The organism is Halarchaeum acidiphilum MH1-52-1 (genome assembly GCF_000474235.1).
GTDB lineage: Archaea > Halobacteriota > Halobacteria > Halobacteriales > Halobacteriaceae > Halarchaeum > Halarchaeum acidiphilum.
The window spans coordinates 12,217-36,416 of sequence record NZ_BATA01000009.1 but is presented as its reverse complement, the minus strand read 5'-3'; the positions used below and the strand labels follow the sequence as shown (position 1 = coordinate 36,416).

Below are 24,200 nucleotides of genomic sequence, written 5' to 3'. Positions count from 1 at the left end.
TTGTAGAAATCTCAAACAGTCAGATTGGGGCGGTCTCCCGTCAGCTCCTAGGGAACCAAACACGCGTGAGTTTCACATATTGCGCGCACGCAGGGCACACTGGAATATATCCAATGTCTCGCGGAGTGATCGAACGGACAGTACCATTACAACAATATGTTTGTAAATATATGGTGGTAGATATGTATCATACACCGGCGAGACGGTCAGATGGACGCGTTCGATCGAACTTCCGATACCGACATATAACATTTAATTATATTCTGGTTGTGCTGTTCTAATCCGTCTCATTGCCAGAATATCGAGTGGTATTCAGCATATTTTCAATGACTGTCCTCGTCCCTTCGGAAAATTACCGGAGCGGTGTCCGCCGTGTTCTGGCGCCGAGGCGGCAGGGAAACCTATAAATAGTCGCGGGGGCAATCGACGGTAGATAATGACTGGCAGAGATGAACTGATGGATTCGATGATGTCCCGTCGGACGATGCTGAGTACCGCCGGTGCCGCTGGTGTCGCCGCCCTCGCGGGATGTTCGGGTGGCAACTCCTCCAGCGACGGTACCACCTCCAGCTCGAACGGAGGCGGCGGGAGCGCCAGCAACACCGTGAACATCCTCGCCTGGGGTGGCTATGGCGGCCCCGCGAAGATGCTCGAATCGAATTCGAGCGCGAAGACCAACATCAAGTTGATATCCTCGGACCAGAAGGGCTTCCAGTTGCTCTCCTCCGGCGGCACGAGTGACTACGACGTGCTAATCTCGGACAACAGCTGGGTCGCGAAGAACGCGCAGGCTGGGCACCTCCTGCCGCTCAAGAAATCCGACTTCCCCTCCCAGGAGAACTGGGTGGAGCAGTACAAGTGGCCGTTCAACCCGTTCGTCTCCGAGGACAAGCAGTACGGCGTCCCCTCGCGGTGGGGCTGGGACAGCATCGGCTACAACTCAGAGAAGGTCGACTCCACAGACCTGGACTCCTACGAGTTCGCGTGGACGGGCGGCCCGAACGGGAAGTACGAGGGCAAGATAATCGTCGGCGGCGACCCGACCTGGTACATCCCGATGGTCGCAATGGAGCTCGGCATCAAGCCGTACAAGAAGATGTCCCAGGACGAGCTGGACCAGATAAAGGATAAGCTCATCAAGACGTTTAACAACGCCTACTCGATCCACACCTCGTCGGCGCCGGTTCGCAAGGAGCTGCTGAGCGGCGATGCCTGGATCCAGGTCGGCCTCGGGAACTTCGGGCTGAGCCAGCTCGCTGCTCAGGGCCACGAGAAGTTCAAGGGCGCCATCCCAAAGACGGGTGGGATCTACTGGACGGAAGGGATGAGCCTCGTGAAGGACCCGCACAATGCCAACCTCGCGAAGCAGTACATGCAGACCGTGCTCTCGCCAGAGGGCCAGTACAAGGTCTGTTACGGCGGGGCGACGAAGGGTATTCCGGTCAACAAGAACGCGTGGTCGAAGTTCAGCGCGGAGGAGCAGAAGGCCGCGATGTTCTACCAGGGCAAGGATTTCAGTGCCTCCCAAGAGGTCCTCGACAAGTGTGTTCAGTACGAGATTCCGCCCTCCTATCAGGAGTGGAATAAGATCTGGGAAGAGGCGAAGGCACGTGCGAGCGTCTAAAACACCGACAATGTCATCTTCTAGCTCCATCAACGCGGACGAAGCGACAGACGAAGGGCACGGGAGCGTCGTTATCGAGGACCTCCGCAAGGAATTCGACGACGTTACCGCCGTCGACGGCCTCTCCCTCGAGATCGAGGCCGAGGAGTTCCTGACACTCCTCGGCCCCTCCGGGTGCGGGAAATCGACGACCCTCCGGCTGATCTCGGGACTCGAAACCGCGACGTCCGGTACGATCAAGATCAACGGCGAGGACGTCACGGACATCCCGGCGAACAAGCGGAACACGAGCATGGTGTTCCAGGAGTGGGCGCTCTTCCCGCATATGACCGTGCAGGAGAACATCGCCTTCGGTCTGGAGATGCGCGACGTCCCGAAGGCCGAACGCGAGGAACGTATCGAGCACGCGCTCGAACTGATCGAGCTCCCGGGCTACCAGGACCGGAAGGTGAGCCAGCTCTCCGGCGGGCAGAAGCAGCGGATCGCGATGGCGCGCTCCATCGTCCTTGAGCCGGACGTCCTCCTCTTCGACGAGCCGCTGTCGAGCCTCGACCGTTCGCTCCGCCAGACGATGCAGATCGAGCTCAAGAACATGCAAGAGGAGCTCGGCATCACGTTCATCTACGTGACGCACGACCAGGAGGAGGCGCTCACGATGAGCAACCGAGTCGCCGTGATGAACGACGGCCACCTCGAGCAGGTCGGCGAGACCTACGAGCTCTACGAGCACCCACAGTCCGAGTTCGTCGCGAACTTCGTCGGCGAGACAAACTTCTTCACGGGGGTGGTCTCGGAGATCGACGTCAAGACGCTCGTCATCGATGCCGAGGAGGGCGACATCCGTGTCGAGTCGGAGAAGACTGACCAGTTGAGCGTGGGCGACAGCGTCCATCTTACTGTCCGCCCGGAGGACATCGAGATTGCCGACTCGCTCGACACGCCGAACCGCTGGGAGTGTACGATTGGCGACGTCGTCTACAAGGGATCGTTCATCCAGTACGATGTCGACGTAGGCGACCGGACGTTCCTCGTCGAGCAACAGATGCGGAAAACGACGACGCCGCGCGAGCGCGGCGACTCGGTCGATGTCGGCTTCTCCGTGGAAGCCGGCGAAGTCATCCTCGACCGGTAAGCGCACTCCCTCGATCACCCCCCCTCTCCCCGGCGGTCGTTCTCCGACCCCCGTGCAGCGCCGACGCATCCGCGTAGTATCGCCTCTCTTTACCGGTCGCGGTCCCGTTCAGCCCGGCAGGTATAGCTTTATCAGGGATCGCTCGTAATCACGGCACGTGTCCCGATCCATGGGTGACATTCGTGAGAACCACCGCGATGCGATAGAGGAGGCAACGCAGGACCTGACCGTCGACCACTGGATCGACGGGGAGTCCGTCGCGTCAGCGAACGGCGAGCGCTTCGAGACGTCCGACCCCGCGATCGACGAACCGATCGTCGACGTTGCGCAGGGGACGGAGAGCGAAATCGACGACGCCGTCGAGGCGGCCGAGGCGGCCCTCAGATCCTGGAAGGAGACGACGCCGCGCGAGCGCGACGACATCATCCGCGAGTGGACGTCGACGCTCCGCGATCACCTCGACGAGCTCGCGCTTCTCGAGAGCCTCGACACCGGAAAGCCGCTCGCGTACGCGCGAGACGAAGCTAAAGAGGCGTTCAACTACCTGGAGTACTACGTCTCTGTCGCGCAGGCACACGAGGGGAGCGAGCTCCCGGTCGGCCCGGACAACCACGCCTACGTCCGTCAAGAGCCCTTCGGGGTCGCCGGCCAAATATTGCCGTGGAACTACCCTCTGCAGCTGTTCGGCTGGAAGGCAGGCGCGGCGCTCGCCGCGGGGAACGTGGTCGTCCTGAAGCCCTCCGAGGAGTCACCAATGACGGCGACTCGGGTCGCGCAGCTCTCGAAGGGTATCCTCCCAGACGGCGTGCTGAACATCGTGAACGGCTTCGGCGAGGAGGCGGGCCAGCCTCTGACGAACCATGACGCCATCGATAAACTCTCGTTCACAGGGTCGGTCCCAGTCGGCAAACAGGTCATGTCCGCCGCCGCGGAGGGGATCAAGCCGGTGACGCTCGAACTCGGCGGGAAGTCTCCTTTCGTCGTCTTCCCGGATGCGGACCTCGAGCAGGCCGCAGAGACGTCCGCCGCGGGCATCTTCTATAACACGGGCCAGTCCTGTGACGCCTGTACGCGCATCCTCGTCCACGAGGACGCCCACGACGAGTTCCTCGACCTTTACCTTGAGGAGGCCACGGAGACGTGGCAGCCCGGCGACCCGCTGGAGGACGGCACGACGATGGGCCCGCTGACGTTCGACGACCAGTACGAGAAGGTCTCGAACTACGTCGAGATCGGCGAGGAGGAGGGCGCAAACCTCGTCGTTGGCGGCGGCGATCCCGACGGCGAAGAGTTCGAGGACGGCTGGTTCTTCGAACCGACCGTATTCGACGACGTCGACAACGACATGCGGATCGCTCAGGAGGAGATTTTCGGGCCGGTCCAGTCGATCATCACCTTCTCGAGCTACGAGGAAGCCATCGAGATTGCGAACGGCGTCTCCTACGGTCTCGCGGCGGGAGTCGCGACGAACGACGCCTCGATCGCCCACCACGCGGCCGCGGACATTCTCGCGGGCAGCGTTTGGGTCAACGAGTACCACGGCGACGGCCCGGGCGTCCCGTTCGGCGGCTTCAAGGAGTCCGGCATCGGCCGCGAGTGCGCGAAGGAGACCCTCGACGAGTACACACAGTCGAAGACGGTCAACCTCAAGCTCGACGAACCCGAACTGTAAGCCTGCGAGCGCTCCCGCTCGCGTCCGTTGTCCCGGCATCCGAAAAACTGTTTTCCGTATCGCCGCGTCACCCGCCCGCCGATCGACGGCCCCTCAGAAGGTCGCGTCGATACTCTCGGCGAGCACGTCGACGGCCTCATCGATCTCCTCGCGGGTCGCGCAGAGCGGCGGGCAGATGAGTACCTGCGTGTCCGGGCGCCCGGCACCGAAGACGACGCCGCGGTCGTGGGCGTGCTCGCGAAGTGTCTCGATCGGGTTGTCGCCCTCGTCGACGCGCGGGTCGAAGAGGAAGGCGTTGTCCTCAGCGTCGGGGTCGCCGAAGTCAACGCTCCAGAGGAAGCCGCGACCGCGGACCTCCGCGACCTTCGGGAACTCCTCGAGTTCGCGCAGGTGCGACTCAAGGTGGCCTTCGAGGTCGCGGACGTTCCTGATGAGGCCGTCGCCGTAGACGTCCATGGCGGCGTTCGCCGCGGCACAGGAGACGGGGTGGCCGGCGAACGTCTGGCCGACGGGGAGCCCCTCTCTCTCGAGGTAGTCGCCGAGTTCCTCGCTGACAATGGCGCCGGCGAGCGGCGCGTAGGAGGACGTGACGCCCTTCGCGAACGTGATCACGTCGGGCTGGAGATCCTCGGTCTGCACGCCAAACCACTCGCCGCAGCGCCCGAAGCCCGTGATGACCTCGTCGGCGACGAGTAGGATGTCATGCTCGTCGCAGATCTCGCGGACGCGATCGAAGTAGCCCGGCGGGGCGGGGTAGGCGCCAGAGGAGCCCGCGATCGGTTCGGTGAACAGCGCGGCAATGGAGTCTGGGCCCTCATTGCGGATCACCCACTCGAGGTGGTCGGCGGCCTGCTCGCCGAGTTCCTCGGGGGTGTCAGCGTCGAAGGGGCCGCAGAAGTCGAGTGGCGGGAGGAACTTCGCGTGGCCGGACGCGGCGGAGTGCTTCTCGAGGACGGTGCGCGTGCTCGGTTCGCCGGTGAGCGCGCCGGCGCCGTAGGTGGCGCCGTGGTAGGAACGCCAGCGCGTCAGGATTTTCGGGGCGTCCTGGTAGTCCCGAACGATCTGCATCGCGGTCTCGTTGGCCTCGCTCCCGGAGATGGAGAAGACGACATTGCTCATATTTGGCGGTGCCTTCTCGGTGAGGCGGCGGGCGAGGCGATCGCGCTGGGGGTTGCGGCTCCCGGAAGAGACGTAGGGGATCTTCTCGGCCTGCTCGGTCATCGCGTCGACGATGTGCTGCTGGGAGTGGCCGGCGTTGACGCAGTAGAGCTGGGAGACGAAGTCGAGGTACTCCTCGCCCTCGTCGTTGTAGACGCGGGCGCCCTCTCCCTCGACGAACGTGTCGGGCTCGTGCTTCGGTTCGTACCAGTGTGGGATCGCGGCGTTGCCCATACCTCTAGCCGGTGGTGTCATGAAATAACTCTTGCTGCAGTGCTGAAGGTCGCGTTAAGTTAGAGGATGAGGCGGACGGCACTGTCTAGTTGAGCTAGTTTGAGGAATGAGCAGGTTGTCGGGGGGTCTTGTTCAAGGATGATCGAAGACTTGCTCAAAGATGTCTTGGACGTGGGTTTAGAAGAAACTTGGGAGAACGATCGGACGGCGACGACCGCGGTGTCGAGTACAGCGAGGACGTCACTCCGCACGGAGCCGAACTGCCCACAAACGTCCGCAGAGACTATCCACAACTCAATGACCGCGCCAGACCTAACCGGAACCCCAAGTGACGGAGCAGCGAAAGCGACCTCGAGTGTCGACGCTGTGGACGTCGCGGCAGAGTCCGCAGTAGCGACGGCTCGCCGACAGCTGGGGCAAGCGGCCGCCCATATCGACATCGACGGCGGCGTCATCGACCGCCTGAAGTACCCGACGAAGCTCCAGCAGGTGTCGGTCCCGCTTCGACGCGACGACGGAACACTCGAGGTGTTCACGGGGTATCGCGCACAGCACGACGACGTCCGCGGCCCGTACAAGGAGGGGGGGGGGCTCCGCTACCACCCCGATGTCGATGCTGAGGAGTGTATTGGCCTCTCGATGTGGATGACGTGGAAATGTGCCGTGATGGACTTGCCGTTCGGAGGGGGAAAGGCGGTATCACCGTCGACCCGAAGACACTCTCTGACGGGGTGGTCGAACGATTCACGCGGCGCTTCGCGGAAGAACTCCGTGACGTAGTCGGCCCGAAACGCGACGTCTCCGCTCCGGATATGGGGACCGGTCCACAGGAGGTGGCGTGGTTTATGGACGCCTATTCGATGCAGCAGGGCGAGACGACACCGGGCGTCGTCACCAGGAAACCCACACGGTCATCGGCGAATCGTACGGTCACGAGGAGGCACCTGGTCGTAGTGTCGCCATCGTCACGCGCGCAGCGACCGAGTACTACGACTGGAACATCGAGGACGCGACGATCGCCATTCAGGGATTCGGGAGTGTTGGGACGAACACCGCCCGCCTGCTCGACGGCTGGGGCGCTGACGTCGTCGCTGTCTCCGAGGTCGATAGTGCGATCTACGATCTGGACGGCCTGAACCCGGAAAGCATGGAGGGACACGACGAGCAGCCGGATATGGTTTCGGGATACAACGCCCCCCGTCGATGACCAATGCGGAACTGCTCGAACTCGACGTGGACATATTGATTCCATCGGCGGTAGGGACCGTGCTGACGGCAGAGAACGTCGACAACGTGCGAGCCGATATGATTGTCGAGGGTGCCAACGGCCCGACGACATTCGCGGCAGACGCGATCTTCGAGGAGTGCGGGGTGCCGGTGATTCCGGATATCCTCGCGAACGCGGGCGGCGTGACGGTGAGTTACTTCGATGGCTCCAGGACATCAACCGCCGCCAGTGGTCGCTCCAGCGCGTTCACGAGGAACTTGAGGAAGAGATGTTGAAGGCGTGGGATGCCGTCCGGACCGAGTACGAAGGTTCGGGAATGACGAGGCGGGACGCGACAATCGCGGTGGCACTCTCGCGCATCGGCGACGCAAAGGAGATGCGTGGACTCTGCCTCTGACCGGTCGCTTCACTACACCGAAGACCGGTTTTTCGAGCGACATATCGAGCTCCGTCGACCACCGAGCGGTGCCGTCGATCAGCGGCCCGACGCGCAACCCCCTCAGCGTACTGCTTGTCGTCAAAATGGGGCCGACCCAATGCCGGAGCCAATCGGCGGTCGCAGGCGTCGTGCGCTGACGGTATACTAGTGGACGCTGGCGATAGGGTACGAACGCGGCGGCAAACTCATCGTCACACCCTAATACTCACAGACATAAGTACGTAAAGATATCTGGAACCTTGATTCGGTTGAGTGCAGAGAGAGCAGCGTCACGAAGATCGTCAAGCGTATCGAATAGACGGTTCCCAAGTTCTTGATCGAGTTGTCTCCAACACTCTTCCGCGGGGTTCAGCTCCGGTGAATCCCGCGGAAGGTAACAGAGTTCGATCGGTGTGTCTTCGACGAATTCCTGCACTGCGTTCGCCCTGAAATACGACGCGTTGTCCAAGACAACGCAGATTTTCTCGCCAAATTCGGTCTGGAGAGCGTCTAGCAATCGAATTGTCGTGTCGCTGTTGAAGTTCTCGGCACACGACAGAAAGAACGTCTCGCCGGAATCGCTGACTGCACCGAGCAACTTGATGCTGTCCCACGCGCCCGTCACCGGCAGTGACGGGCGCTCACCCTCGGGAAACCACGCATAAATCAGCGTCGAGAGATCCTGTCGCGTCTGATCGATCGTCAGGACTGTGTATTCGTCGTCCAGGTCGTCGCGCTTTTTTTTGAAGCCTTCTTGCCACGCCTCTTGGGCCCTCTCGTCGGATTTGTAGAACTCCGGCCGGGCTGTCTTCCAGGACAGCCCGGCCTCGGACATCAGTCGTCGGACGTGGCGTTCACAGTACTCAACGCCGAATTCTTCGGAGAGGAAGTGACGCGCCAGTGGAACTGACCACGCGGGCGCGTCTAGTCCAACTTCTTCGGGTGAGTCGTGAAGTGCCTCAACGAACCGCTCATGCTGTTCATCAGAGAGTTCAGCCGGCCTCCCGGAACGGTGTTCGTCGTAGACAACCTCCTCGAACGGCTCGTCAGCGAGCCGTTCGAGTCGGTCAAGCCATCGTGAGAGCCAGCCAGCAGTGTATCCATAGCGTTCAGCTACATCTTCCAGCGTCGCTTCGTCTTCTTCGAGGTAGTTGATCGCCGCCATAACCCGCTGTGTCGGCTTTTTCCCCTCGACCTCCGCCAAGACCTGGCGGAGGTCGTCGGTAGACACGTCGTCGAGGGAAGCCATATCGGGGTAACGGATTCCTGATTGAAAAAGATTCAGCCGTCAGTATAAGTGGACGCCGACGGACCGTCACTTGAGCGCGCGCACCACCGCGGGTTCGTGCCTGAGGGCGGCGGGTTCGCAAAACGACACCCGGTCGCGGAGGTCGGCGAGCGACGACCACTCCTCGACGAGGCCGTCCTCGAAGAGGAGCGAGACGGCGAGTTCGCCGGCGCCCGCGTAAGTGAGCGACGCTAAGTCGAAGTTCGGGCGACCCTGCGGGAGCGTGCTCGACTCGCGCGGTCGGCGGATGTCCATCACGCCGCCGAGTCGCTCGACGGTCGCGGCGGTGATGTCGACCGTCTCCTCTAGGTTGAGGATCGGGAACCCGCGGTTGTCCGCGATTAGCGTCGACTCCTCGCCGCGGAGGACCGAGGTGATGTCTGTTCGGCCGGCCTCAACGAGCAACGAGACGACGTCCATCGAGGAGCCCTCGCCATTTATGGCGTCGACGTAGCGGACGACGCGCGGGTCGCGGCCGGTGTCGTCGTCACGCGCGGCCGCGGTCGGGTCGTACTGGATTAGGCCGCCTGTCTGGAGGGGCGCCTGGATGCCTCGCATCAGGAGGACGCCACCAAGCGTGATGCTGGACGGGACGAACAGGCGGACGTCCCCCTCGTCGGTCTCTTCGATGTCGGTGGGGACGGGACCGATTGGGGTGGCCTCGAGGGCTTCGAGGCGCTCGAGCGCGTCGGGGACGGCCGCGGCGTCCACGGTCGCGGTGACGGTGACCACGTCGCCGATGTCGTCGGCGGGGTCGTAGGTCACCTGACTGGTGAGCGTCGCGATGCGCTCGCGGACGTCGTTGAGGCGCCCGGTAACGTCGCCGCGCTCGAGTTCGCGACGCCCTTCCTCCGTGAGGTGACGCCCCCGGCCGGGGATCTTCTCGGTCAGCCCCGCCTCGTCGAGTTCCGAGAGGGTGAGGCGTATCGTCCGGTCCTGGATCGAGTAGCCGCGGCGCTGCATTTCGTCGGTCAGCCGGATACTCCCTATCGGGCTGTGCTCGCGCACGATCCGGAGCAGGTCGTACGTACGCGGGTCGAGGTTGACCATCGTCACGGCTCTTGGGGATACACGGTCATGGTCGTTCGGGTGGGGGAGGAAGAAGGGTTAGCTCGCGGGGACGATCATCGCGACGATGACGATGAAGAACGCGACCCAGGCGGCGAGGGATATCCGAACGGAGCGCGAGGATTCCGCCTGCGCGTGCGGGCTGGCGACGGTGGCGCTCTCCGGATCGCTGAGCCCCTGCGTGACGAACCAGTAGATGATCACGGCACCGAAGGAGAACTTGGCGAGCCACGCGAGGACGACGAGAACGTTGAAGGCGGTGACGCTAATCACGACTCCTCACCCCCGTCGGTCCGCGCGGGTTCACTCGCTATGTCGTCGAAGGAGAAATCGTCGGGCGTGAAGAGGCTCCCGAGGAAGACGATGCCGGTCGAGAGGATGTGGCTGATAGCCATGATATCCCAGAACTTGAGGTCGACCCAGCCGGGGAGGCCGGCGTTCCCGAAGACGAGGTAGAAGGTGACGAGCTGGCTGAAGATGACGCCGACGATGAACGGGATGGTGCTGGCGCGCCGCCAGAACAGCGAGAAGTCTCAGAGAACCATACCCGCCGTTGCCGGTGGACCGGAAAACGGCCGCAATCCGCGGACGGCCTCCGCTCCTCTCAGTCCGGCTTTCCTGGGAAGTTGACGTACGCGTCGAGTCTCTCGCGCGCCGCCCCGAGCGCGGGCGACCCGTGATAGACGAGCGCGTCCTCGAACGCGTAGTTCAGGAGGCGCTCGATGTTTAGGCTGCTGTCTGGTCGTCCGAGTAGTCGGCCTCCGGCGGGAGCAGGTAGCCCGCTGGGAGGCCGCGCCAGTCCGCGCCGATGAGCGCGTCGCCCGCGACGAGCAGACCGCGCGACTCGTCGACCAGCGCGTGGTTGTCCGCGCGGTGCCCCGGGACGTGGACGGTCTCGAAGCCGGCGACATCGTCGCCGTCCGCATACCGGTCATCGACGACGACGTCTACCTCGGACTCCATGGGGACGTGCGTCGTCGCGTCCGGGAAGTGGGCGGCGAGGCCGGCGAGACCGCCGACGTGGTCATAGTCCGCGTGCGTTACGACACAACGTGGACCGGGACGAGGCCGGCGGCCTCGAGGCGCTCGGCGAGGTCGTCCGCCGTCTCCTCGAAGCCGGTATCGAAGAGCACCGTCTCCGCGCCCGTGGCAGCGAACACGCGATAGCGCGCCCGCCCGCGGCGTTCGACGGTGACGTCGTAGACACCCTCGCGGAGCGCCGTCACGCCTTCGGTCATCGGATGATCACTCCCAGATCCCCCCGGAGAGGTAGTCGATGACGGACATCACGACGACCGTGATGAACACGAAGATGACGCTCACCGCCGCGATGACGGGCGAGTAGGAGTACCGGAGGCTCGTGAAGATCTGGATCGGGATCGTCGTCAGGACGAACCCGGAGAGGAGCCACGCGATGATGTACTCGTTCAGCGAGAGGATGAACGCGAAGATGGCACCGCTGATGACGTTCGAGCGCAGCAGCGGGATCGTGATCGTCCGGAGCGTGTACGTCGGGGTCGCCCCGAGGTTCATCGCTGCCTCCTCGTAGCCCTGGTCGATCTCGTCGAGGCCCTGCGAGATGAGGATGAACGGGAACGGCGAGTAAAAGATGCCGTGGGCGATCATCAGATTCCAGACGGTGCCGCTGAAGCCGACGCTGTAGAAGAAGATCATGAACGCGACGCCGACGATAACCGGCGGGAGCAGAACGGGGAGAACCCCGAGGCCGGCGAGCAGGCCGCCGTAGCTGTACTCGTAGCGGTCAAGGGCGAACGCGAGCGCGGAGCCGATGGTCGTGCTGATGACCGCCGCGCCGAGCGCGACTTCGAGGCTCGTGCGCATCGCGTTCATCCAGTCGCTCGATGCGAAGAACGCGCCGAACCACTTGAGGCTGAAGCCCTTCGGCGGGAAGCTCAAGAACTGCCCGGAGGTCACCGACACCGCGAGCACGACGCAGAGAGGCAGGCCGATGAAGAGCACGACTAGCCAGGAGTAGGCGCTGAGCGCCAGCCCCGGCAGGCGGTCGCGGAACGCGGTGCTCACTGGACGTCACCCCCCATGCCGATGGCTGAGACATCGGTGAAGCGCGCGACGGCGCCGAGGATCACGACGACGACGACCATCAGCGCGATACTCATCGCGGCCGCGAACGGGATGTTCTGCTGCTGGTTGACCTGGTCGCCGATGATGATGGCGATGGTCCACTGCGAGGGGCTCCCGAGGATCTTCGGGAGGACGTACACCCCGAGTGAGAGGATGAAGACGAGCGCCGACCCGCTGATCACGCCGTTCTTCGAGAGTGGGAGCGTCACCCGCCGGAAGGTCTCCAGGGGGCCGGCGCCGAGGTTCTTCGACGCCTCGATCAGCTCGCCGTCAATGTTCTTCAGGCTGTTGTAGAGCGAGAGGATCATGAAGGGGAGGAAGGCGTACGCCATCCCGATGACGAGCGCCCAGTAGCCGGGCGTCCAGCCGGTCGGCTCGGGGAGGATCCCGAGCGCGACGCCGATCTTGCTTATCGGGCCGCTCTTCGCGAGGAGTACCGTCCAGACGTACGCGCGGATGACGTACGTAATCCAGAGCGTCGAGACGACGAGGATCATCACCGCGCGACGCACGAGGCCGTTGTTCATCCGGCTGAGGTAGTAGGCGAGCGGATAGCCGAGCACGAGCGTGATGAGTGTCGTGACGAACGAGATCTGGAGCGTGAACAGCAGCTGCCCGCGGTAGAGGCGGTGCGTGAAGAAGCGCACGTAGTTCTCGAACGTGAACCCGGGCTTGAAGTAGCCGCCGTTGACGTTGAGGTAGAAGCTGAAGACGACGAGCATCAACAGCGGGATCACGAACAGTAGGCCGAGGAGGACGCTCGGGTAGGCGGCGACGAGGTACTTCGTGCGCGAGCGGATGCCCGCGCGCCCCTCGGCGGCGGACGCGGATTCAGCTGCCATCGACGGTTCCCTCCAGGACGTAACAGTCCTCCGGCGGGATGGTGACGCTCACGTCGTCGCCCGGTTCGACGTTCCGGCGGGCATGGCTGAGGGAGACGACCTCCTGCCCGCCCGCGGTCTCGACGCGGTATTCGGTCGCGCTCCCGAGCAGCCGGGCAATCTCCAGCGTTCCCTCGATCCGGTTCGGGCCGCCGCCGAGGCTGACGTCTTCCGGCCGGACGATCACCGTCACGTCCGTCCCGACGTCAAAGCGGGTGCGCTCGACGTCGAGTTCGACGCCGCCGCAGTCCACGCTCGCGCCCCCGTCGCCGCTCGCGCTCACCTTGCCGGTGAAGAAGTTCGCCGTGCCGACGAAGTCCGCGACGAACTGGTTGACCGGCTCGTCGTACACCTCGCTCGGCGCGCCCACCTGCTCGTCCTGTCCGTCATTGAGGACGACGACTCGGTCGCTCATCGTGAGTGCCTCCTCCTGGTTGTGCGTAACGAAGATCGTCGTGATACCGATCTCCTGTTGGATCTTACGGAGTTCAACCTGCATCTCCTCGCGGAGCTTCTTGTCGAGGCTCGCGAGCGGCTCGTCGAGTAAGAGCACCTTCGGCTCGGGCGCGATGGCGCGCACGAGGGCGATGCGCTGTTGCTGCCCGCCGGAGAGCTGTTCCGGCTTGCGGTCGCCGACGTCCGGGAGCTGGACGAGGTCGAGCATTTCCTGGACGCGCTCGTCGATCTCGGCGTCCGTGTAGCCGCCGTCGACCTCGAGGCCGTAGGCGACGTTCTCCGCGACGGTCATGTGCGGGAAGAGCGCGAAACTCTGGAAGACCATCCCGGTGTCCCGGCGATACGGGGGAAGGTCGGTGACGTCCTCGTTCCCGATGCTGACCGCGCCGTCCGTGGGCTGCTCGAAGCCGGCGACCATGCGGAGCGTCGTCGTCTTCCCGCAGCCGGACGGGCCGACGAACGAAACGAACTCGCCATCCTTGATGTCGAGCGAGACGTCGTCGACGGCGAGCACGCCGCCGGGGTAGCGTTTCGAGACGTCGGAGAGTTCTATCCGGCTCATATTAGCCGATGATGAGCTGCTTCCATTGCTCGCTGATCCAACTCGAGCGGTCGATGTACATCTGGTAGTTGGGGGTGATGGCAGCCTGCGGGCCGGGGCCGGCGATCTTCTTGTAGGTGTCGTCGGAGAGGTCCGAGTACTTCTTCTTCACGACTGGGGGGTCGTAGAGGTTCTTTGCAATGCGGTCTTGCACCTCGGGCTTCGAGGCGTAATCGATGAACGTCTTGGCGGCGTCGAGGTGCGGGCTAGTGTTGAGAGTACACCACTCGCCGTGGTCGATGATCGAGCCCTCGTCGACGAAGTGCGAGTTCACGGGCGCGCCCTTATCCTCCATGACGAGTGTGACGTCGTTGTAGAGCATCCCCGCGGGCACGTCGCCCGTCTTGAGCTTCTGCTCGAACTGGGCCTCGTCCTTGTACCACATCCCCGCCTGAGGCTTGATCCCTTCAAGCTTCTGCAGGACCTTCTTAATCCCGTCCTTCGTCTGGAGAGTGGACTTCCCGTCGAAGTAGACTTCGGCGGTGACGTCGAGCAGGTAGCTATTGCTCGCGAGGCTCAGCAGGCCGAGCTGGTTCTTGTACTGGTCGTCCCAGAGCGCCTTCCACGACGTTGGCGGCGAGTCCATCTGGTTCGTGTTATTCACGAGGTTGATGAACCAGGAGAGCGCGCCGATACCGACGAGGTTCCCGTCCTCGTCCGTGTGCTTGAGGTTGTCCGCGATTTTCGAGACGTTGTCGAATTCGTCGGGGCTCCAGTGGTGCCAGATCCCCACGTTCTCGCCCTTCAGGATGCCCGTGACCTTGATGATGGAGAGGTCGACGGGAGCTTTCCCCGCGTTCGAGGCAGCCTTGAGCTTCGAGAGCGCCGCCGAGGACGTCTCCTCCGCCTTCGACTCGACGGGAATCCCGGTTTCGTTACGGAACGGCTCGAACAGTTGCTTATCGAGGACGTCCTTGAAGGTGCCGCCGTAGACGGCGACGGTCAGCGGGTCGTCCTTCGAGGGGTCCTTCTGCTTGACGGTGCTGCTGCCGCCGCTTCCACCGCCCCCGCCGGAACAGCCGGCGAGGCCGCCGAGAACGCCGGCGGCACCGAGGGCTCCGCTGGCCTGCAGGAAACTGCGACGATCGTGGGTGTTCGGCTCAGAGGTGGTCATATCTCTCCACCCTGATAGAGTGTGACTGTCCCTCAAATAGGTTACGGGTACAGACTGATTTGGCGATAGGTGCATTGATGGTGGGGTAAGGGATTGTCGACCCTACGACGGTATACTTTTGGAAGGGGATAGCAAAGGTCAAACACCGGCAACACACTGCCACCGAAATATGTCCGATCCATCCCCATCCAACGACCGGATCGAAGCACAGTACGACGAGCACGTCATGCCGATCTGGAAGAACCTCGACGTCCCCGTGAAGCGGGCGTCCGGGTGCACGCTCGAGGACTTCGACGGCAACGAGTACCTCGACGTCTTCTCCGGGATTTCCGTCACGAACGTCGGTCACGGCGACGAGTCGGTCGTCGAGGCCGCGAAAGACCAGCTCGACGAGTTCGTCCACGGCTGCAGCTACGTCCACCCGAACGAGCCGGTCGCCGAACTCGCCGAGACGCTCGCCGAGATTACCCCCGGCGACCTCCAGAAGAGCTTCTTCTGTAACTCCGGCACCGAGGCCGTCGAAGGCGCCGTGAAGCTCGCGCGCAAATACACCGGCTCGAAGGAAGTCGTCTCCCTCGAGATGGGCTTTCACGGCCGCACGCTCGGGAGCCTCGCGCTCACTGGCAACCACAAGTACAAGCACGGGATGGCGCCGACGATCAACGACGTTGCGCACACCGCTCCCCCGTATGCGTACCGCTGTCAGAGCTGCGAGAGCGACTGCGACGACGCCTGTACGAGCCAGCTTGAGCGCGTCATCGAGAGCCACACGGCCGACGACCTCGCTGCCGTCGTCGTCGAGCCCGTAATGGGCGAGGGCGGTATCATCGTCCCGCCCGAGGGGTGGCTCGCCGAGATCCAGCGGATTACCCACGAGCACGACGCTCTCCTCATCGTCGACGAGGTCCAGTCCGGCTACGGGCGCACCGGCGAGTTCTGGGCGGTCGAGCACTTCGACGTCGAACCCGACATCGTCACACAGGCGAAGGGCATCGCGAACGGCCTCCCGCTCGGCGCGTTCAGCGCGAGCGCCGAGGTCGCCGACTCCTTCGAGCCGGGGGACCATCTCTCGACGTTCGGCGGGAACCCCGTCACGGCCGCCGCGGCGCTCGCCACGATCGACCGGCTGCGGAGCGGCGTCGTCGATAACGCCCGCGAGCAGGGCGCGTGGCTGAGCGACGCGCTTGCCGACCTTGAAGCCGACTACGGCGTCGTCGGCGACACCCGCGGCCTCGGCCTGATGCAGGGCGTCGAACTCGTCGACCCCGACGGCGGCCTCGGCCCGATGGGCGTCGCCCCGGCGCCCGACGACGACCTCGCCAAACGCGTGAGCGACAACCTCCGCGAGCGGGGAATCGTCATGGGCGTGGGCGGCTTCTACGGGAACGTCATGCGCTTCCAGCCGCCCCTGACCATCGAACGCGACCAGCTCCAGACCGCCGTCGAGGGCCTCCACGCGGCCATCAAGGAGGAGTCCGCGTGAGCCACGACTACGAGCGCGCCGGCGAGTTCCGCGAGCGCGCGAGCGGCGCGAACGTCGAACTCCCGTACGCGGGCCTCGACACCTTCCTGAAGGGCCGTCCCGCGGATGTCGAGGACGTCGGCGACGCGGACGCCGCCGTCATCGGCGTCCCCTACGACAACGCGGTGAGCAACCGGCCGGGCGCGCGCTACGGGCCGAACGCGGTCCGCGAGGCGAGCGCCTGGTGGGCGTACCTCTCCGGTTACAAGGACGGCCTGACGAACATGCGCACCGAACAGCAGGTCGACTACTCCCAGTTCGACGTCGTGGATGCCGGGGACGCCCCGGTCTTCCCAATGGACCACGAGAAGACCGCGGAGTCCATCCGCGCGCACGCCGCGACGATTGCCGAGCAGACGTTTCCCGTTCTCGTCGGCGGCGACCACTTCTGCACATGGCCGTCCTTCGAGGGGTTCGCGATGGGCGCCGGCCACGACTCGGTCGGCCTCGTCCAGATCGACGCGCACACCGACACTGCGGAGGGAAGCCCGGTCTTCGGCGAAGACTTCCACGGCTCGAGCACCCACCACATCGCCACCGGCGACTACGGGTCGTTCGATTCGGTGAGTCAGATCGGCATCCGCGGCTACGAGTCCCCTGACTTCTTCGAGTTCGCCGACGACACTGGGCTCAACCTCTTCACAATGAACGATGTCGACGGACGCGGAATCGCCGCCGTCGCCGAGGACGCCGTCGAGGCCGCGGCCGCCGACACCGACGCCGTCTACGTCACCTTCGACATTGACGGCGTCGACCCGAGCGTCGCGCCCGGCACCGGCACGCCCGAGTCCGGCGGTTTGAGCGCGCATCAGGCGCTCGCCGTCATGGAGACGCTCGGCGGGCACGACGCCGTCGGCGCGGTCGACCTGATGGAGGTCTCCCCGCCGTTCGACCCCGAGGGGAGCACCGCCCGCCTCGGTGCCTACCTGCTCGTCACGCTCCTCGAACGCACGTTCGCGGAGTAAGCTACTGCGTCTAAGTCGTACGTCTCCGGCCACCGGTCGCCGAAGACGTCGGCGTGCGACGCAAGCTGTTTTCTGCGCGCCTCCGCGAAGTCCCCCGTCTCAACAAGCGTTGTCGGGTCCGCGTCGTCCGCCGAGCCCGCGATTGGGTTTCCAGCTGGGTCGACGAGGACGCTCTGTCCCTCGAAGGTGACGCCGCGCTCGACATCACAGCGGTCGGCGCACGCGAAGGACACGCGGTTCGTTGTCGAACGTGCGACCGCGAGGTGGACTGCGTTCGTCCAGCCACCAGGCGCTCGCCCTCGTTCGGCCAGTTCGTCGGAAGAGCAACGATGTCGGCGCCCGCGAGCGCCTGCGTCCACGTCGCCTCCGGGAACCAGAGGTCGTTACAGACATGCACACCGAAGCGCCCAAACGGCGTGTTGATGATGAGGGGCCCACCGTCGCCCGGCTCGAAGAAAAAGGTGCTCACGGTCCCAGAGGGGGACCTTCCGATAGACTGTCTCCAGACCGTCGGGAGAGACAACGGCCGCGCTGTTGTAGAGGGTGTTCCCGTCGCGCTCGGCGAATCCGCCGACCAGCCAGATGCCCGCGTCCGCCACTGTCTCGCACCACGCGGAGATTGTCGGGCCGTCCGCGGGCTCCGCGAGCTCGAAGGCTTCCTCACGCGTCTCGAAGACACAGCCCGTGTTCGCGAGCTCGGGGAGGACGATGAAATCCGCGCCCGCCGCGACGATATCCGCCGTCGCGTCGTCGAGCGCGCAGCGGTTCGCCTCTACGTTCCCGACCGTCGGGTCGGCCTGTACGACGCCGACAGTCACTGGCGTGGCCATCTCACTCATTCGCGACACACCCCGACTGGGCGGAGTCGTTCATCACACTACTCGTCAGGGAACCTGACCCTAAAGGTTCGCGTCCCGGATGATCGGCCGGAACCACTCGCGCTCGACGACGAGAGTGTACGGGAGGTCCGCGCAGACTCGTATGCCACCTCGACGAGCGCCGTCGCACACAGGGCATCGCGGGCGGTTCGGCACCCGCCCGAGCGCACTCAACCTTCTCCGCGACGACATCGACCGCGGCCAGCTCCACGACAAAATCAGCGACCAAACCACGAACGCCCAGCGCATTCTTGAGGCTGCTGCTCGCCTCCAACGCGATACTGGGACGCCACCGCGGACGCGCGAAATCCAAGAATACTACCAGCAGGTTGCCCGATCCTACGGCGACCCCGACCCTAGTACCTCCCTCAAGTTCGCACAGCGCCATCTCGACGACCTCGGAATGCTCGGATTCGTCATCAAGAGCGAGGAGAACCGCGGCAAGGGTGGTGGCCGCAGCTACGTCTGGGAAGCCAACATGGACCTCAATGCCGTTCTCAACGTCCGCGAAGAAATCGAAGCCAAAAGCGCCCCCTAACAGTTGCAAAGTGGGGTCTCTCCCGTGGAGAACTTCGGATGAGATGGGTCCTTGAACGCTCGGCGTAGTCGCGATACGTCGTGTCGAAATAGCTGAATGCGGCATACAGTCGGAATCCTCACTGTACAGCACCTCGGCGATGTCCTGCTGGAACGACCATCAGCGAGGTTGTGGCTGCGCGCGCAGCAACCGTCTGGTCGCGAGCACGGAGCGGGGGGTGTGGGGTGTGGGGTGGCGGGGTCTGGCAGACAAAAAGAACGATCTCACGCTGGTCGTGTTACTCCCAGTAGTAGCCGCGCTCAGGGAGTTGGAGATGGGTCCAGCCAGTCACTGCAATCGAGACACGCCCTTGGTACAACCTCTTGTTCTTGCACCGCGAATCTGCACACGCTCACCTTCCTCAACGTGCTTCGCGTTCGACCGGACCCAGCTGGTGACTTGATGCGTCCCGTCTCGTCTTCGAGCGGTCCGACTTGGGCTATCTTCGCCGAATTCGGCTTCCAAATCTCATACTCACAGACATAAATACGTGAAGACATCTGGAACTTCGATTCGGTCGAGTGCAGAGAGAGCAGCACCACGAAGATCGTCCAGTGTCTCGAACAGACGGTTCCCGAGTTCTTGATCGAGTTGTCTCCAGCACTCTTCCGCGGGGTTCACCGGAGCTGAACCCCGCGGAAGGTAACAGAGTTCGATCAGTGTGTCTTCGACGGATTCCTGCACTGCGTTCGCCGTGAAATACGACGCGTTGTCCAAGACGACACAGATTTGCTCGCCGAACTCGGTCTGAAGTGCGTCGAGTAACCGGATTGTTGTGTCGCTGTTGAAATTCTCTGCACACGGCAGAAAGAACGTCTCACCGCCGTCGCTGACTGCACCGAGCAACTTGATGTTCTCCCACGCGCCCGTCACCGGGAGTGACGGGCGCTCTCCTTCTGGAAACCACGCATAGATCAGCGTCGAGAGAACCTGTCTCGTCTGATCGATCGTCAAGATCGTGTATTCGTCGTCCAGGTCGTTGCGCTTTTTTTTGAAGCCTTCTTGCCAGGCTTCTTGTGCTCTCTCGTCGGATTTGTAGAACTCCGGCCGGGCTGTCTTCCAGGACAGCCCGGCCTCAGACATCAATCGTCGGACGTGCCGCTCACAGTATTCAACGTCGAATTCCTCGAGGAGGTAGTGACGAGCTAGTGGAACAGACCACGCGGGCGCATCTAATCCAGCTTCTTCGGGTGAGTCGTGGAGTGCCTCAACGAACTGGTCGTATTCTTCGTCTGAGAGTTCGGACGGTCTCTCTTCACGTGGTTCATCGTAGACGAACGACTCGAACGGCTCGTCGGCGAGCCGTTCGAGTCGGTTGAACCATTTCGAAGCCCAACTGCTAGAAAATCCGTAGAGTGAGGCAGCGTCGGCCTGCGTGAGGTCGTCCATTTGTAGGTGATTGCGGCCATGAGCCGCTTTGTCGCATCGGCATCATCGACCTCCGCCAGGATCTGGCGGAGGTCTTCCACAGAGACGTTCTCCAACGTCGCCATACCGCCACTATTGGCTCAAGCTCCATGAATTTTTAGCCGACAGTATCAGTACCTCACAAAGCGTCAGCAGCAACTCGGCTTGAATCCGGCTGTTTGACCTGACGAGGCGGTGGCGGTGAGTGAGAAGCGGCAAGCGAGAAGGGAGCTGTCGCTGTCGGCGGCAGTTAGCCGCCGACGCGACAGCGTTGCCACTCACGAGAGGGGCATACCCGGTCGGTGCTTACCGGCCGAACCGGTCGTCCGGTGGCCGGTTCGCGGGGACGGCCCTCGCGGTGCGTCGGGCCGTCCACGCTGCTCGGCACACCATCTCGATGAACTCCGCGAATGGCCACTTCCAGAGGCGACGGCCGCCACGGCGGGGCGTCGCCACGTATTCCCAGTGCAGATACCGCCACAGTTCTGTAACAACAGGCTCACCACCACGTACAATAGCCGTCCCACCGTATCTCGCGTCGTCGTCGAGACACACGCCTGTTCACAGAGCCGGTAGATCACCTCGATACCGACCCGTTTCCCGTAGTGGTATCGCGCTTCGCGCGGTGTCTCGATGAACGGCGCGTCCACGGCGAGCCGTGACGCGCCACTCCATGCTCACCGTAGCGACCCCGCTGGTACGTCGCATCGATGTAGAGCGGGAACTCGACGGTCACGGCCTGACCGTTGAGTTCCCCCGAGAGGTCGTGCTGGATGATCCGACTCCATCCGGTGGAGAGTTCCTGCTTGATCGTCTTCCCCCACCGGACGATTGGAATCACGTACGCCAGATTGTGCCGCTTCAGGGGTGTGAGGCAGTTGCTGTCGTAGAATTCTCAGTCGAGGTAGACCGCCTTGACGCCAACGTCAAGGCCGTCGAGGAGAGCGAGGAACGCTGCAAGGACGTCGCTGGCGGTGTCGCCGTCGACGAGACGGCGCACCGCCAGCATAGTACTACTTGTTGCGCACACGCGCGTAGAGCGTCGCATAGGCGTGAAACGCCGTCGTGCCTCGGTTCGATTCTAAGTGGTAGAGGCCGTCTATGTCGCCTTCGTCGCTGTAGTAGGGTCGCAGGTGGAGGTCGGTGATGACCTCCACCTGCTGGGGGAGCATCTCAAGCGTGTCCTGCTGGAGGAGCGTGTTCCCGATGCGTTCGACGGCGTTACCGTCGAACTTTTCGCGGAGGTGGTAGAGGATGCTGTTCGGGTGTGGAGCGTCCGTACTTTTCTCGCAGAGGCTGGAGATCGAGGTTTCGTCGCCGGTCGCGCCGACGAGGACCTCGTAGATGCCTTCAGGCGTCAAATCGGCGTTCTCGCCGAGGCCAAGGGCTACTTCCTCGTCAATCGAGTTGACGAAGAAGTTAAGCATCTGGTCTTCGTGAATCGAACCATCTGATTGTTGGGTATTGGACACACCGTCAACAAGCAGACGACTCAACTAACCGGCTTTGTGAGGTACTGAAGATTCCCCTGACGAGGTGACGATCGGCGTTCTTGAAGAGGGTTCGATTATGAGGAGATCGAGAAGGGTACCGACGATACTGTCCACATGCTCCCCGGCCACCTTGAGGATACCGGTATCACGTCGAGACCGTCTCCGTCCCGATGCATCTCGATGGGACTGCCATCTGGTCTGGGATCGCCACCGAGGCGGTCGCCGCGACTATCGCTGGTGAGAGTGCAGGCTACTTCGGAGACGGGCGCTACGACATACAGTTCATGGACGCGTTCGCCCGGGCTCGACGCGCGCAAGCCGACGACTTCCCGCCGACACTCAAACTCTCGCTCATCCTCGGTGAGTACATGGCTGACAACTACGGGAAGCACTACTACGCAAAGGCACAGAACCTCTCGAACGACCTCGCCGCCGCGTACGACGACATGCTCGCGGACGTCGGCATTCTCGCGCTCCCGACGACGCCGCAGACGGCCTACAAGCGTATCGATAAGGAAATAGCCGCATCGATCTCGTCAACCGAGGCATGAGCATGCTCGCGAACACATGTCCGATCGGCGTCACCGGCCATCCTGCGCTCTCAATGCCGACCGGTCTCACGGATGACCTCCCGGTCGGCCTGATGCTCGTTGGCGGTCAGTTCGAAGATGCGACTGTTCTCCGCGTGGCACACGAGCTGGCGAGTCGATTCGACTGGGAAGAAGACGAGTTCTGAGACTAGCGCCAGTCCGAGAGACAGCGCTCGTCCGATTCAGTCCGTCCGTCCCTGCTCGTAAGCGTATCCGAGATTGAAGAGCGTCGATTCATCGAAGCGATCACCGACGAACATCAACCCGACAGGGGCGTCGTCGGCCGTTCCGCATGGAACCGTCAACGCGGGATGATGCGTGAGGTCGAACATCGCGGTATTCGCGATGACGGCGTCCCGGTCGTTCGACTCAAGTAGTGTGTCGAGCGAGCGAACGTCGCCGTACTCTGGGGGTGTGATGGGGATGGTGGGCATGACGAGTGCATCGACGTCGGCGAGCGCCTCGTCGTACTGCTCGCGGAGTTCGAGCGTGAGGTTCTGGGCCTTTCCGTAGAGCGAGCCATGATAGTTGCGTTTGAGGTACTCCGAGGTCAACACGGAGACGAGAAGAGAGTTCGGGAGGTCGCTGAAGTTCGAGTTGAAGGCGCGCCCGAGGAACTCCATGGCGTTCGTGTCGTACCAGCCCTGAAAACCGACTCCAATACCGTTCTGCTGGAGCACTTGGCCGACGCCGTAGCCGCCGAGCGCCGTATGAATCGAGCGTGAGTGGAGGTGAGTCGGGACTGATATCTCTGTGACATCGGCACCCAGTTCTTCTAGGTCGGCGATAGCTTCGCGGGCGACTTCATTCACTTCGGGGTCACTCTCCTCGTGCTCGAATCCCTCGGTTAGTACGCCGATCGTCACGTCGGAGATGTCCTCACTGAGAGCCTTTGTGTACGCATCTACGGAGAGATCGTGTGGCTGCCGGGGGTCGAATCCGTCACGTCCAGCGAGGACTTCAGTCGCGAGCGCGGCCTCCTCGACGGTCCGCGTGAGCGGCCCCGTATGGTCCTGAGTGGGGTCGGCGCCGAAGATCCCCGTGTACGGGACGAGTCCGTGTGTCGGCTTCATCCCAACGAGACCACCGAAGGACGCGGGGATGCGAACCGACCCCGCCTGGTCGCCACCCATCCCGATATCGACGTCACCGGTGGCGACCGCGGCTGCGGTCCCCGAGGACGAACCACCGATGCTGCGCTCGGAAGCCGCCGGGTTCTTCGCCGGGCCGTAATCTGAGGGGCCAAGCGAGAAGCTCCACATATTGTTCTTCCCAAGGATCGTGGCACCAGCGTCGAGCAACCGCGTGACGACCGTCGCGTCGGCAGCCGGAACGTACCCCTGCATGACGTCGGAGCCGTTGGTCATCTCGATCCCCGCGAGGCTAATGTTGTCCTTGAGACCGATAGTCATGTGAGCGAGCGGACCGTCGCTCGCCCCTTCAATCTCGCATTTCGTGATCCAGGCGTTGTGGGGGTCTTCCTCCTCGTCGGGCTGATAGCCCGGCCCGCGGTCGGTGTACGTGTACTCACGCGGTCCGAGGCGCGGTGTCGGCATCTCCTCGACGTCTTCGAGGAGCGCGATTGACTCCGCGACGAGCTCCGCGACTTTTTCGGATTCGCCCACTCCAAACGTGATGCCGAGGTCTGCGGCGATTTCCGCGACTTCGTCCTCCGTCGGCGCCCTCATCAACGGTCGCCTCTGCGGTATTCCGCATCGATGGCACGCATCTCACTCTCGAAACGTTCACTAGCTATATACGCTAATTTGGTTGTCATCCATCCCCATATAC

The 24,200-nt window shown here is 63.2% G+C and carries 23 protein-coding genes and 4 pseudogenes; 11 read left to right on the top strand and 16 right to left on the bottom strand.

The features are described 5' to 3' along the window. Nucleotides 1–436 precede the first annotated feature (436 nt). The 3 genes from AOZ13_RS02895 to AOZ13_RS02885 all read left to right on the top strand — a co-directional run bounded on the left by AOZ13_RS02895 (nucleotide 437) and on the right by AOZ13_RS02885 (nucleotide 4,428). Nucleotides 437–1,624, top strand: a complete 1,188-nt coding sequence (locus tag AOZ13_RS02895) for an ABC transporter substrate-binding protein (protein ID WP_049933763.1) — start codon at nucleotides 437–439, stop codon at nucleotides 1,622–1,624. Nucleotides 1,625–1,634: 10 nt separating this feature from the next. Then, complete coding sequence (locus AOZ13_RS02890) at nucleotides 1,635–2,756, top strand: ABC transporter ATP-binding protein (protein WP_020220512.1); 1,122 nt, start codon at nucleotides 1,635–1,637, stop codon at nucleotides 2,754–2,756. Nucleotides 2,757–2,925: 169 nt separating this feature from the next. Further along, complete coding sequence (locus AOZ13_RS02885) at nucleotides 2,926–4,428, top strand: aldehyde dehydrogenase family protein (protein WP_049933761.1); 1,503 nt, start codon at nucleotides 2,926–2,928, stop codon at nucleotides 4,426–4,428. Nucleotides 4,429–4,521: 93 nt separating this feature from the next. Here AOZ13_RS02885 and AOZ13_RS02880 read toward each other — a convergent pair whose 3' ends face one another. After that, nucleotides 4,522–5,820, bottom strand: a complete 1,299-nt coding sequence (locus tag AOZ13_RS02880; RefSeq protein WP_020220511.1) for an aminotransferase family protein — start codon at nucleotides 5,818–5,820, stop codon at nucleotides 4,522–4,524. 138 nt (nucleotides 5,821–5,958) lie between these two features. On the opposite strand from AOZ13_RS02880, the pseudogene AOZ13_RS14755 reads away from it, so the two are divergent. The 3 genes and pseudogenes from AOZ13_RS14755 to AOZ13_RS15215 all read left to right on the top strand — a co-directional run. Further along, nucleotides 5,959–6,620 (top strand): annotated as a pseudogene (locus AOZ13_RS14755) (Glu/Leu/Phe/Val dehydrogenase dimerization domain-containing protein); the annotation flags it as partial. Between the two features lie 38 nt (nucleotides 6,621–6,658). Next, a complete protein-coding gene (locus tag AOZ13_RS15220; RefSeq protein ID WP_020220510.1) occupies nucleotides 6,659–7,027 on the top strand; it encodes a Rossmann-fold NAD(P)-binding domain-containing protein in 369 nt (122 codons plus the stop codon). Further along, nucleotides 7,024–7,445 (top strand): annotated as a pseudogene (locus AOZ13_RS15215) (hypothetical protein). Before AOZ13_RS15220 ends, AOZ13_RS15215 begins: the two are co-directional and overlap by 4 nt. A 247-nt stretch (nucleotides 7,446–7,692) precedes the next feature. Here AOZ13_RS15215 and AOZ13_RS02870 read toward each other — a convergent pair. From AOZ13_RS02870 to AOZ13_RS02840, 10 genes are all read right to left on the bottom strand, one after another. After that, on the bottom strand, nucleotides 7,693–8,715 hold the full coding sequence (locus tag AOZ13_RS02870; protein ID WP_081706755.1) for an IS630 family transposase: 1,023 nt from the start codon (nucleotides 8,713–8,715) through the stop codon (nucleotides 7,693–7,695). Nucleotides 8,716–8,781: 66 nt separating this feature from the next. Continuing rightward, nucleotides 8,782–9,804: an NrpR regulatory domain-containing protein gene (locus tag AOZ13_RS02865; protein WP_044956937.1), complete on the bottom strand. Its 1,023-nt coding sequence runs from the start codon at nucleotides 9,802–9,804 to the stop codon at nucleotides 8,782–8,784. Nucleotides 9,805–9,861: 57 nt separating this feature from the next. Beyond that, entirely contained in the window at nucleotides 9,862–10,095 is a 234-nt protein-coding gene (locus tag AOZ13_RS02860; RefSeq protein WP_020220505.1) for a hypothetical protein, read from the bottom strand. After that, nucleotides 10,092–10,217 (bottom strand): hypothetical protein, encoded by a 126-nt coding sequence (locus AOZ13_RS15210; protein WP_020220504.1) that lies wholly within the window; start codon nucleotides 10,215–10,217, stop codon nucleotides 10,092–10,094. Before AOZ13_RS15210 ends, AOZ13_RS02860 begins: the two co-directional genes overlap by 4 nt. 331 nt (nucleotides 10,218–10,548) lie before the next feature. Then, nucleotides 10,549–10,785, bottom strand: coding sequence for an MBL fold metallo-hydrolase (locus AOZ13_RS14740; protein WP_020220503.1), 237 nt, complete (start codon nucleotides 10,783–10,785; stop codon nucleotides 10,549–10,551). 77 nt (nucleotides 10,786–10,862) lie between these two features. Then, nucleotides 10,863–11,060: a hypothetical protein gene (locus tag AOZ13_RS14735; RefSeq protein ID WP_020220502.1), complete on the bottom strand. Its 198-nt coding sequence runs from the start codon at nucleotides 11,058–11,060 to the stop codon at nucleotides 10,863–10,865. Between the two features lie 7 nt (nucleotides 11,061–11,067). Beyond that, complete coding sequence (locus AOZ13_RS14380) at nucleotides 11,068–11,865, bottom strand: ABC transporter permease (RefSeq protein ID WP_020220501.1); 798 nt, start codon at nucleotides 11,863–11,865, stop codon at nucleotides 11,068–11,070. Continuing rightward, a complete protein-coding gene (locus AOZ13_RS14375; RefSeq protein WP_020220500.1) occupies nucleotides 11,862–12,767 on the bottom strand; it encodes an ABC transporter permease in 906 nt (301 codons plus the stop codon). The genes AOZ13_RS14380 and AOZ13_RS14375 overlap by 4 nt, the downstream gene beginning before the upstream one ends. Then, a complete protein-coding gene (locus AOZ13_RS02845) occupies nucleotides 12,757–13,824 on the bottom strand; it encodes an ABC transporter ATP-binding protein (protein ID WP_021779763.1) in 1,068 nt (355 codons plus the stop codon). Before AOZ13_RS02845 ends, AOZ13_RS14375 begins: the two co-directional genes overlap by 11 nt. A gap of 1 nt (nucleotide 13,825) precedes the next feature. Beyond that, the gene (locus AOZ13_RS02840) at nucleotides 13,826–14,977 is read right to left on the bottom strand and encodes an ABC transporter substrate-binding protein (RefSeq protein WP_020220499.1); all 1,152 of its coding nucleotides are present in this window, start codon (nucleotides 14,975–14,977) and stop codon (nucleotides 13,826–13,828) included. 169 nt (nucleotides 14,978–15,146) lie between these two features. Here AOZ13_RS02840 and AOZ13_RS02835 point away from each other — a divergent pair, with 169 nt between their 5' ends. Together AOZ13_RS02835 and AOZ13_RS02830 are read left to right on the top strand one after the other, a co-directional pair. Next, the gene (locus AOZ13_RS02835; RefSeq protein WP_020220498.1) at nucleotides 15,147–16,460 is read left to right on the top strand and encodes an aspartate aminotransferase family protein; all 1,314 of its coding nucleotides are present in this window, start codon (nucleotides 15,147–15,149) and stop codon (nucleotides 16,458–16,460) included. Continuing rightward, the gene (locus AOZ13_RS02830; RefSeq protein WP_020220497.1) at nucleotides 16,457–17,464 is read left to right on the top strand and encodes an agmatinase family protein; all 1,008 of its coding nucleotides are present in this window, start codon (nucleotides 16,457–16,459) and stop codon (nucleotides 17,462–17,464) included. Before AOZ13_RS02835 ends, AOZ13_RS02830 begins: the two co-directional genes overlap by 4 nt. Here the strand turns inward: AOZ13_RS02830 and AOZ13_RS14370 are convergent. Continuing rightward, nucleotides 17,422–17,697: a carbon-nitrogen hydrolase family protein gene (locus AOZ13_RS14370; protein WP_021779761.1), complete on the bottom strand. Its 276-nt coding sequence runs from the start codon at nucleotides 17,695–17,697 to the stop codon at nucleotides 17,422–17,424. The two genes, AOZ13_RS02830 and AOZ13_RS14370, sit on opposite strands and share 43 nt — an antisense overlap. Before the next feature lie 146 nt (nucleotides 17,698–17,843). Next, nucleotides 17,844–18,294, bottom strand: a pseudogene (locus tag AOZ13_RS14365) (nitrilase-related carbon-nitrogen hydrolase); the annotation flags it as partial. Between the two features lie 151 nt (nucleotides 18,295–18,445). Here AOZ13_RS14365 and AOZ13_RS02820 point away from each other — a divergent pair. Further along, entirely contained in the window at nucleotides 18,446–18,880 is a 435-nt protein-coding gene (locus AOZ13_RS02820) for a Cdc6/Cdc18 family protein (RefSeq protein WP_234402816.1), read from the top strand. 513 nt (nucleotides 18,881–19,393) lie between these two features. Here the strand turns inward: AOZ13_RS02820 and AOZ13_RS02815 are convergent. Continuing rightward, a protein-coding gene (locus AOZ13_RS02815) for an IS630 family transposase (RefSeq protein WP_234402815.1) occupies nucleotides 19,394–20,412 on the bottom strand; the annotation gives its coding sequence in 2 pieces (ribosomal slippage) (nucleotides 19,394–20,305 and nucleotides 20,308–20,412; 1,017 coding nt in all). A 220-nt stretch (nucleotides 20,413–20,632) separates the two neighbouring features. Beyond that, nucleotides 20,633–21,798: pseudogene (locus AOZ13_RS02810) on the bottom strand (ISH3 family transposase). A 191-nt stretch (nucleotides 21,799–21,989) separates the two neighbouring features. On the opposite strand from AOZ13_RS02810, the gene AOZ13_RS02805 reads away from it, so the two are divergent. Then, a complete protein-coding gene (locus tag AOZ13_RS02805) occupies nucleotides 21,990–22,370 on the top strand; it encodes an amidase family protein (RefSeq protein ID WP_021779754.1) in 381 nt (126 codons plus the stop codon). 2 nt (nucleotides 22,371–22,372) lie between these two features. Next, on the top strand, nucleotides 22,373–22,555 hold the full coding sequence (locus AOZ13_RS15205) for an amidase family protein (RefSeq protein ID WP_159101004.1): 183 nt from the start codon (nucleotides 22,373–22,375) through the stop codon (nucleotides 22,553–22,555). 36 nt (nucleotides 22,556–22,591) lie between these two features. On the opposite strand, the gene AOZ13_RS02795 is transcribed toward AOZ13_RS15205, so the two are convergent. After that, nucleotides 22,592–24,097, bottom strand: coding sequence for an amidase (locus tag AOZ13_RS02795; RefSeq protein ID WP_021779753.1), 1,506 nt, complete (start codon nucleotides 24,095–24,097; stop codon nucleotides 22,592–22,594). Between the last annotated feature and the right edge of the window lie 103 nt (nucleotides 24,098–24,200).